This window comes from Mesorhizobium sp. M6A.T.Ce.TU.002.03.1.1 (genome assembly GCF_003997275.1).
Taxonomy (GTDB): Bacteria; Pseudomonadota; Alphaproteobacteria; order Rhizobiales; family Rhizobiaceae; genus Mesorhizobium; species Mesorhizobium mediterraneum.
Genome location: NZ_RZTI01000174.1, coordinates 1 through 10,048 on the forward strand (window position 1 = coordinate 1; position 10,048 = coordinate 10,048).

At 62.4% G+C, this 10,048-nt stretch carries 8 protein-coding genes; 1 reads left to right on the top strand and 7 read right to left on the bottom strand.

The features are described from left to right. The 7 genes from EOC93_RS30390 to EOC93_RS30420 form a co-directional block, all read right to left on the bottom strand. Positions 1-2,466: PAS domain-containing sensor histidine kinase (locus EOC93_RS30390; protein WP_164759336.1), on the bottom strand; the 2,466-nt coding region annotated here is incomplete at its 3' end. A 188-nt stretch (positions 2,467-2,654) separates the two neighbouring features. Next, on the bottom strand, positions 2,655-4,055 hold the full coding sequence (gene ahcY / locus EOC93_RS30395; protein WP_095484471.1) for an adenosylhomocysteinase: 1,401 nt from the start codon (positions 4,053-4,055) through the stop codon (positions 2,655-2,657). Between the two features lie 206 nt (positions 4,056-4,261). Then, a complete protein-coding gene (locus EOC93_RS30400) occupies positions 4,262-4,558 on the bottom strand; it encodes an HPr family phosphocarrier protein (RefSeq protein ID WP_126103994.1) in 297 nt (98 codons plus the stop codon). Next, positions 4,555-4,956, bottom strand: a complete 402-nt coding sequence (locus EOC93_RS30405) for a PTS sugar transporter subunit IIA (protein ID WP_029347440.1) — start codon at positions 4,954-4,956, stop codon at positions 4,555-4,557. The genes EOC93_RS30400 and EOC93_RS30405 overlap by 4 nt, the downstream gene beginning before the upstream one ends. Before the next feature lie 163 nt (positions 4,957-5,119). After that, complete coding sequence (locus EOC93_RS30410) at positions 5,120-5,566, bottom strand: HPr kinase/phosphorylase (protein ID WP_126103995.1); 447 nt, start codon at positions 5,564-5,566, stop codon at positions 5,120-5,122. A gap of 3 nt (positions 5,567-5,569) precedes the next feature. After that, positions 5,570-7,351: a sensor histidine kinase gene (locus EOC93_RS30415; RefSeq protein ID WP_127206473.1), complete on the bottom strand. Its 1,782-nt coding sequence runs from the start codon at positions 7,349-7,351 to the stop codon at positions 5,570-5,572. A 144-nt stretch (positions 7,352-7,495) separates the two neighbouring features. Next, entirely contained in the window at positions 7,496-8,197 is a 702-nt protein-coding gene (locus tag EOC93_RS30420; protein ID WP_023796909.1) for a response regulator transcription factor, read from the bottom strand. Between the two features lie 342 nt (positions 8,198-8,539). On the opposite strand from EOC93_RS30420, the gene EOC93_RS30425 reads away from it, so the two are divergent. Then, the coding region (locus EOC93_RS30425; RefSeq protein ID WP_127206474.1) for a phosphoenolpyruvate carboxykinase at positions 8,540-10,048 on the top strand (1,509 nt) is incomplete at its 3' end.

Below are 10,048 nucleotides of genomic sequence, written 5' to 3' on the forward strand. Positions count from 1 at the left end.
GTGCAGTTCGACAAAGCTCTTGACGATCGACAGGCCGAGGCCGGCGCCGCGCCGGCGGCCGCCATTGGTGCGCGGTTCAAACCGCCGGAACACCGAATCGAGCAGGTCCGGCGGCATGCCGGGACCGTCGTCATGAACGGAGAATTCCACGCCTTCGGCAAGCGAGCGGCAGGCGAGCGTGATGGTGCTCGCCTCCGGAGCGTAGTTCGCGGCGTTGCTCAGCAGATTGTAGAGGATCTGGCGGACGCGGGTTTCGTCGCCGTGGAACGTCTTTGGCGCGGTGGCCGCGTCAATCTTGAGCCTGATTGCATGCTCCTCCAGCCGGTCGGCAACAAGCTCGGCGGCGGCGGCGATGGTCCGGTCGACGTGAACTTCGGAGATGTCGAGCTCCATGATGCCGGCATCCACGGTCGCCAGGTCGAGGATGTCGTTGACGATGGTGAGCAGGACCGAGGAAGACGAGCCGACATGCTCGACATATTCGCGCTGCTTCTGGCTCAATGGCCCGGTCGACGGCAGCGAAAGAAGCTCGGTGAAGCCGATGATGTTGGTCAGCGGCGAGCGCAATTCGTAGGAGACGTGCTGCACGAACTCGTTCTTGAGCTGGTCGGATTTTTCCAGCGCCTCGTTCTTGTCCTTTAGGGCCCGCTCGACATTGACGCTGTCGGTGACGTCGACGAAGGTCATCATCACCTGCCCGTTGGGCAGCGGGATCATCGCGTAGCGCAGCACGTTGCCGTTGTTCAGCTCGGTCTGGCCGTGGCGGTCGCGGCGCTCATCGTCGAAACCGGTGATGGCGGCAACGAACCCGGCCCAGGGACTGTCGGCGGCGCGCCGGTCGCAAAGATCGCGGATCGTGGAGACGTGGACGTTGGGCTTGGCGGCGTCGGCGTCCAGTCCCCAAAGTGCTGCGAATGCCGGGTTCGACAATCTGAGCCTTCCGTCCGGGCCGAACACGGCCACGCCCTCGGCAAGATTGTCGAGCGTCTCGCCCTGGACCCGCACCGCGGTCTGGTAGCGGCTTTCGAGGTCCATCTTCTCGGTCAGGTTCTCGAACACCCAGGTCACGCCGCCCTTGGGCTGCGGATTGGCGACAACGCGGATGGTCTTGCCGTCCGGCAGATGCCACCAATGTTCCTGCGACTCGACCGCGCGATAGGCGCCTAGCAGGCTCTCCTTCCAGCGCCGCCATTCGGGCTGCTCGGCGATCTTGCCTTCGCTGCGCAGCCTGTCGAGCAACAAGGCGTTGTCCGGGGCGCTGTGCAGGAAGCCGCTGTCGAGGCCCCATAGTTTCTGGAACGCCTGGTTGAAAAACCGCAGCTTCTCGTCGGTATCGAAAATCGCCACGGCGGTGTTGAGTTGATCGAGCGTGTCGGCATGGCTCCGCACGGTCCGCTCGTATTCGTTACGGATGATCTCGATGCCGCTGGTGTCACAGGCAAGACCCGCCGAACCATCCGCGCCGGCGAAGTCGGTCACAGCGAACATGCGGCGGTCGCCTTCGATGACGGTGGAAAGCGCCTGCTCGAAGACGGGATGCGACTTGTGCTGCGCAGCGATCGCATCGCGCGCCTGGCCACCCAGGAATTCCTTCGCGTCGCGAACGGCCGCTTCGGCATTTTCCGCTTCGACTGCGTTGGCATAGGCGCGGTTGACCCATTTCAACCGCCCGTCCGCCGTGCGCAGCCATGACGGCATGCTGAGCGCGTCGAGAAGGCCGAGCATCGTGTCATAGTCGGTGGCGAGGCGCTGGTTTTCGATTTTCAGCCTGGCCTCGCTTCGCTGCGTTTCAGACAGCGAGACGAAGCGCACAAGCACGTGTGCTGCGCTCTTGCGACCGTGCACTTCGAGCGGCGCACCGACCTGCGATTCGATGACGAGATCGAACGGCCTCGCCTTTTCCCGCAGTCCCGCCACGGCGTTCTCGAGCGCCGCCGCCGAGCGCGGCATCAGCCAACGGCCGAAGGCGAGGAAAGCGGCGCGGTCTTCCGGGGCGCCGCTCTCAACCGGCAATGTTCCGACGAGCTCGGGTTTCTTGTTTTCCGCGGCCCATACGATGACACGCTGGTCGCGCAGATTGAGCAGCGCCTCGGAGCGCCGCAGCGCAGCGTTGACGTCGGCTAAGCGGGCTCTGAGTTCGACATTCTGTGCCGAGGTGCGCGCTCTTTCGCGGATCAGGGCGATGGCCGAGACAAGTGCCGCGCCCATGACGCCGACAAACATGGCGAGCTGCATGACCTCGACCGTGGAGACCGACAGCCCGGCTTTTTGCGCAGCGACGGTTTCAGCATGCGCCGCAAAACCGAGCAGCGGACCGGCGAGCGCGGAAGAGGCAAGCAATTTTCCGACGCGAGCGCCAGCGCACCATAGGAGGCTTCCGCCTGTTGCAGCGGAATCCGTGGTCACCGAATCGTTGTGGCCGCCGGAAACGGCCTGTCCCGCGCGAGGCGGGTTATCCCCCGGCATGTCTTGGTCCTCTTCGCCGCCTGAATGCAAGACCGCCCTGATGCGTGCGTCGGCCCTCGTCCCCGGACCCGCGAATCAGCACCATAGCGCTTGCGCGAATCGGCGTGAAGAATCAATCAGCGCAAAAATAAAGCCGGGCGAAAAGTCAATCGCCCGGCATCAATATCTAGTGGTAATTTAAGCTTTGGTTAATAGCGGTAGTGTTCCGGCTTGAACGGCCCCTGCGGGGTCACGCCGATATAGGCGGCCTGTTCGCCGGACAGTTCGGTAAGCCGGGCGCCAAGCTTGTCGAGATGCAGGCGCGCGACCTTTTCATCGAGATGCTTCGGCAGGACATAGACCTGATTCTCGTACTGGCCGGGCTTGGTGTAGAGCTCGATCTGGGCCAACACCTGGTTGGTGAAGGACGCCGACATGACGAAGCTCGGATGGCCGGTGGCATTGCCGAGATTGAGCAGGCGGCCTTCCGACAAAAGGATCATCCGCTTGCCGTCCGGGAAGGTGATCATGTCGACCTGCGGCTTGATGTTGGTCCACTTCAGATTGCGCAGCGACGCCACCTGGATCTCGTTGTCGAAGTGACCGATATTGCCGACGATCACCATGTCCTTGAACGACCGCATGTGGTCGAGGGTGACGACGTCCTTGTTGCCGGTGGTGGTGATGATGATGTCGGCCGTCGGTGCGGCATCCTCGAGCGTGACGACTTCGAAGCCGTCCATCGCCGCCTGCAACGCGCAGATCGGATCGACCTCGGTGACCTTGACGCGGGCGCCGGCGCCCTTGAGCGACGCCGAAGAGCCCTTGCCGACGTCGCCATAGCCGCAGACGACCGCGACCTTGCCGGCCATCATCGTGTCGGTGCCGCGGCGAATGCCGTCGACCAGAGATTCCTTGCAGCCGTATTTGTTGTCGAATTTCGACTTGGTCACGCTATCGTTGACGTTGATGGCCGGGAACGGCAGCAGGCCCTTCTTCTGCAACTGATAGAGCCGGTTGACGCCGGTCGTCGTCTCTTCGGTGACGCCGCGGATCGCTTCCTTCTGCTTGGTGAAGAAGCCGGGCGAAGCCGCCATACGCTTCTTGATCTGCGCAAACAGGATCTCTTCCTCCTCGCTGCCCGGATTGGAGAGCACATCCTCGCCGGCTTCGGCGCGCGCGCCGATCAGGATGTACATGGTGGCGTCGCCGCCATCATCCAGGATCATGTTGGAGGTGCCGCCATCGGCCCACTGGAAAATCCTGTCGGTGTAGACCCAGTAGTCTTCGAGCGTCTCGCCCTTGATGGCGAAGACCGGAATGCCGGCCTCGGCGATGGCCGCGGCCGCATGGTCCTGGGTCGAGAAGATGTTGCAGGAGGCCCAGCGGATATCGGCGCCGAGCACCTTCAGCGTTTCGATCAGCACCGCCGTCTGAATGGTCATGTGCAGCGAACCGGTGATGCGCGCGCCCTTGAGCGGCTGCGCCTTGCCGAATTCCTCGCGGCAGGCCATCAGACCCGGCATTTCGGTTTCGGCGATCTCGATCTCCTTGCGGCCCCAGCCGGCAAGAGAGATGTCGGCGACCACATAGTCTTTGCTACCCGTCATGGCAGTGCTCCGATCAAGAATTGTCTTCGGGATGCGCCCGCGCCAAAGGCGTTTCGAAGGGCGCGAGTTGCCGGCCTGACTAGCAGATCGCCGGTCGGACGACAATGGGATATAAAGAAATCTTTATCCGTGCATGTCTTCGGAAGCGATTTTCGGAAAGCACGATGCGCAAATTCGAGTCCAAAGGACGCGCGGCGCTCCAGGCGTCAGGACTCTTCGCCGAAGCGGGAGGCGACCAGTTTCTCCAGTGCGTCGATGACCTGCTCGGCCTCCGGGCCACTGGCGGTGACGCGAATCGAATAGCCGGGGCTCGCCGCCAGCATCATCAAACCCATGATCGAGGTGCCGCCGACCTTGACGCCGTCCTTCTCGACATGGACGGAGGCGTCGAAGCCGCTGGCAACCTGAACGAACTTCGCCGAGGCGCGGGCATGCAGGCCACGCTGGTTGACGATTGGAAACTCCCGGACGATGTCATCCTTCTTGGCCGACAGCGCGTTCATTTGCTGCTCAAAAGCTGGCTGGCGACATTGATGTATTTGCGGCCGGCTGCCTGCGCCTCGTCCAGCGCCGCGCTCATATTGTCGCCCTTGCGAATGCTGGACAGCTTGATCAGCATCGGCAGGTTCATGCCGGCAATGACCTCGGTACGACCGGATTCCATCACCGAAATGGCGAGATTGGAGGGCGTGCCGCCGAACATGTCTGTCAAAACGATGACGCCCGCCCCCGTGTCGACACGGGCAACGGCGTCGACGATGTCGCTGCGGCGCTGCTCCATATCGTCATCGGCGCCGATCGCCACGGTCTCGAAACTGTCTTGTGGCCCGACGACATGTTCCACGGCATGGCGGAATTCGGCGGCCAGTTGACCGTGCGTTACAAGCACGAGTCCGATCATTCTTTGGTGGCTCCCGTCATCGCCGCTTCATAAGGCGTTTCATACTCGCCGGCCATTTTAGGCGGCGGGAGCGCTATCTTGTCGACGCGAGACGCGTTGACAAGCCCAAAATTGCATAGGCCTAGGCCATTTTGACGCATTGCAGCAAAAAACCGGAACCGGATCATAGAAAAGGCGCGATGGAGAGCCGTGCCATCACCGCCGGCAAGGCCGTGGCGGCGTTGCGCTCGGCAAGGTCGATACGCGGCACCGGACAGCCTGCCACCGGTTCGCTGATTTCCTCCTGGAAACGGGCCATTTCTGCCTTCGGCACCAGCCGGACATGCAGGTCGATCACTCCACCCGGCTCGAAGGGCAGCGGGCGCGGCATGAACCCAGGCACTTCGGCGAGACCGGCGATGGTCGCCGGCACGCCACAGACCAGCCGCCCGGCGTGGGCCACGGCGAGCAGCCTGTCATCGCCGATAAGCCGCGAAAACAGCCCGCGCGCGCGGCAATGATCCAGGAGCGTCAGCGCCAGCGTCGTCTTGCCGGCGCCGGACGGTCCGGTGATGAGGACGCCGCGCTCGCCGATCAGCAGCGCCGTTCCATGAATGTTTTCAGCGCGCATAGATCAGCCTTCGGCCGGCAACGTCACGACGAAGCGCGCGCCCTTGATCTCGCCGGGTTTGGTGCCCGGGATGTTCTCGGCGGTCAGCGTGCCGCCATGGGCTTCGACGATCTGCCTGCTGATCGACAGGCCAAGCCCTGAATTCTGGCCGAACGCCTCGCCGGCCGGCCGGTCGGTGTAGAAGCGTTCGAAGATGCGGTCGATGTTGTCTGCTCTTATACCGGGACCATTGTCGTCGATGGTGATGATGTTGACCTTGCCGGCGCGCGCCAGCGAGATAGTGATGTGGCCGCGCTCTTCAGGAACGAAGGAGCGGGCATTCTCGATCAGATTGGTGATGACCTGGCCGATCCTCAGATCGTGGCCGGCGACGAAGTAGCCCTTGACGCCCTGCGGCGGCTTGGCGACCTTGAACTCGATCTCGACCGTTTTTTTGTTGCGCGTGGCCGTGCGTGAAACGTCGACTAGATCCGTGATGAACTTCTTGAGATCCACGGTTCCTGCGTCTTCCCGCGCGAGCTCGGCGTCAAGACGGGAGGCATCGGAAATGTCGGTGATGAGACGGTCCAGCCGCCTGACGTCGTGCTGGATGATATCCATCAGCCGGCTGCGCGACGTGTCGTTCTTGGCCAGCGGCAGGGTCTCCACTGCGCTGCGCAGCGAGGTCAGCGGGTTCTTCAACTCATGCGAGACGTCAGCCGCGAAACTTTCGATCGCCTCAATGCGGGCATAGAGCGCATTGGTCATGTCGCGCACGGCGATCGACAGATTGCCGATCTCGTCCTGCCGGTCGGAGAAATCAGGGATTTCCTCGCGGTTCTTGACGCCGCGCCGCACCCTGACCGCCGCCGCCGACAGCCGGCGCAGCGGGTTGGCGATGGTCGAGGCGAGCAGCATCGACAGGATGGCGGTGACAAGGGCGGCAATGCCGAAGACGCGCAGGATCGCCTTGCGCTCGGCCGCGACGATCCTGTCGATGTCGCCGCCTTCCGTCGACAGCATCAATACGCCGAGAACGGCGCGGAAGCGCTGGATCGGCACGGCGACCGAAACAATCTGCTCGCCCTGTTCCGAGATCCGCACGATGGTCGACGGGCTGCCGGTAAGCGCCTTGACCACCTCCGGAAATGCAGCGCCATTGCCGCCCGGCTGCTCATGATAGACCGGCAGCGCGGTGTTGCGGAAGAAATCAAAGACGAATTTCTGGATACGCTCCAGAAGGTCGGGCTCTTCCGCGGAGACCGGCGGCAGGTCGTAGCGAAGGATCTGGCCGCGCGAATAGAGATGGCGGGAATCGAGCAGCAGGTTAGCGTCGCGGTCATAGATGCGGGCGCGCGTCCGCGTCGGCGAAATCAAGCGCCTGAGCACCGGCGCGACGCGCTCCGGATTGATCGGAAAGTCCAGATTGTCGAGCTGATCGGAGCCGGGACCCAAGCTTTCGCCGGCCTGCAGTTCCAGCAGTTTTTCCGGATCGATGCTGATCGAATCGGTCTCGACCGTCGCCGATGCCGCGATCGCGCCGGCGATGATCTCGCCCTGGGTCATCAGGCTCTCGACGCGGGCATCGATCAGCCCGTCGCGAAACGTGTTGAGGTAGAGAATGCCGGTGACCAGGACGGCCAGGCCGGCGAGGTTGAGGAAGAGAATGCGCCGCGTCAGGCTGGAAAAGATATGGTGGCCGAGGAAGCGGCGCATCGGCACCGTGATCCTCGACAGGAATGCGGGCAGAATCCGCGACGGGCGCCGGCCGCCCGTCCGTCTCACTCGCTCTACGTCCACTGCCATCGAATAGCAGCCCCCGCTCGGTCTTTAGTTTTGAGCATGTCGTTGTCCCAAAACCGGGACCACTTTTGGACGACATGCAATAACGTTTTCGATGCATGTCGTTGTCCCCAAAACCGGGACCACTTTTGGGCGACATGCATCAATTCATGCTTCGCGGAACCGGTATCCGACTCCGTAAAGGGTTTCGATCATCTCGAAGTCATCATCGACGGCCTTGAACTTCTTGCGAAGCCGCTTGATGTGACTGTCGATGGTGCGGTCATCGACATAGACCTGCTCATCATAGGCCGAATCCATAAGCGCATCACGGCTTTTTACCACACCGGGACGCTGGGCCAGAGAATGCAGGATCAGGAACTCGGTGACGGTAAGCGTCACCGGCTCGCCCTTCCAGGTGCAGGTGTGGCGCTCCTGGTCCATGACAAGCTGGCCGCGCTCGAGCGAACGTGCCTGCTGGTTGGGCGTCTTGGCCGACGCCTCGCGGGCGCTGGCGCGGCGCAGCACGGCCCGAACCCGCTCGACCAGAAGACGCTGCGAGAAGGGTTTGCGGATGAAGTCGTCGGCGCCCATCTTGAGGCCGAAAAGCTCGTCGATCTCGTCGTCCTTGGACGTCAGGAAGATCACCGGCAGGTCGGATTTCTGGCGCATCCGGCGCAGAAGCTCCATGCCGTCCATGCGCGGCATCTTGATGTCGAGGATGGCGAGATTCGGCGGACGCGCCGCCAGGCCTTCCAGCGCCGATGCCCCATCCGTGTAGGTTTCGACGCGATACCCCTCCGATTCGAGGGCGATCGACACCGAAGTCAGAATGTTGCGATCGTCGTCGACAAGCGCGATTGTTGCCATTTCAAGTGGCTCCCTCATGAGCTGTCCCTTCTTTGGTCGAGAAGGGGCTTTTGCAGGACAAATTAGGTACAAAATGTGGCACAGGCTCAGTCCGCTGTCACGAGCGGCATGCCGGCGGCCACAATCTCACCTCGATATGGATTGGACTGATAAAGACCGCCAATCCTTTGGGCAACCGCCTGATTTTTTGCATATATAAACGATTTAAACAACTTTCAAAATATTTAAATCGATTAATTATTTGATATCATTTGGCTTTTCTGGTTCTGACGCTTACAGTCTCCGTCGTGGGGGCTCCGGAAATTCGCCGGCCAGGATGCTCAAATCGAAGAAGGAACCCTCATGTCGGAAGCCGGCAAACGCAATCCCGCATGGGCGATCGATCGGATCGGCCTGAAAACCACGGGCGCGGTGCGCTATAATTTCGGCGTGGCGGCCCTTTACGAGGAAGCGATCCGCCGCGGCGAGGCCCGGATAACCGCGCATGGCGCGCTCGTCGCCGAAACCGGGCAGCACACCGGCCGCTCGCCCAAGGACAAATTCATCGTGCGCGACGAGACCACCGGGCCGCATGTGTGGTGGGACAACAACAAGGCGATTTCGCCGTCACAGTTCGACATGCTGCTCGCCGATTTTCGCGCCCATGCTGCGGACAAGGATCTTTATGTGCAGGATCTGGTCGGCGGCGCCGACGAGGACTTGAAGCTGACGACCAGGGTCGTCACGGAGCTTGCCTGGCACTCCTTGTTCATCCGCAATCTGCTCATTCGTCCGGAAGCCGCCGAGCTTGAGCATTTCGTGCCTGACATGACGATCATCGACCTGCCGTCGTTCCGCGCCGATCCCGTCCGCCACGGCACCCGCACCGAAACGGTGATCGCCGTCGATCTCTCGCGCATGATCGTGCTGATCGGTGGCACCTCCTATGCCGGCGAAATGAAGAAATCGGTGTTCACCGTGCTCAACTATCTGTTGCCGGCGAAGGGCGTGATGCCGATGCATTGCTCGGCCAATGAAGGCGCTGGCGGAGACGCGGCCATCTTCTTCGGCCTTTCGGGAACCGGCAAGACGACGCTGTCGGCCGACCCGTCGCGCACGCTGGTCGGCGACGACGAGCACGGCTGGGGTCCGGATGGCATCTTCAATTTCGAAGGCGGCTGCTATGCCAAGACGATAAAGCTTTCGGCCGAAGCCGAGCCGGAGATCTTCGCCACCACGCAGCGCTTCGGCACGGTGCTGGAGAATGTGGTGCTCGACGCGGACCGTGTGCCGGATTTCGACGACGGCAGTCTCACCGAAAACACGCGCTGCGCCTATCCGCTCGACTTCATCCCCAACGCCAGCAAGACGGGCCGCGCCGGTCACCCGAAAAACATCATCATGCTGACCGCCGACGCATTCGGCGTGATGCCGCCGATCGCCCGGCTCACTCCGGCGCAGGCGATGTATCATTTCCTCTCCGGCTATACCGCCAAGGTGGCAGGGACCGAAAAGGGCGTCACTGAACCCGAAGCGACGTTTTCGACCTGTTTCGGCGCACCGTTCATGCCGCGCCATCCGTCGGAATACGGCAATCTGCTGCGCGAGCTGATCGCCCATCACGGTGTCGATTGCTGGCTGGTCAACACCGGCTGGACCGGCGGCGCCTATGGCACCGGCAAGCGGATGCCGATCAAGGCGACGCGGGCGCTGCTTGCCGCGGCACTCGACGGCTCGCTGAACGGGGCCGATTTCCGCACCGACGCCAATTTTGGTTTCGATGTGCCGGTGGCGGTCGCTGGCGTCGACCGCGCCATTCTCGATCCGAGATCGACCTGGGCCGACACATCAGGCTATGACCTGCAGGAGGAG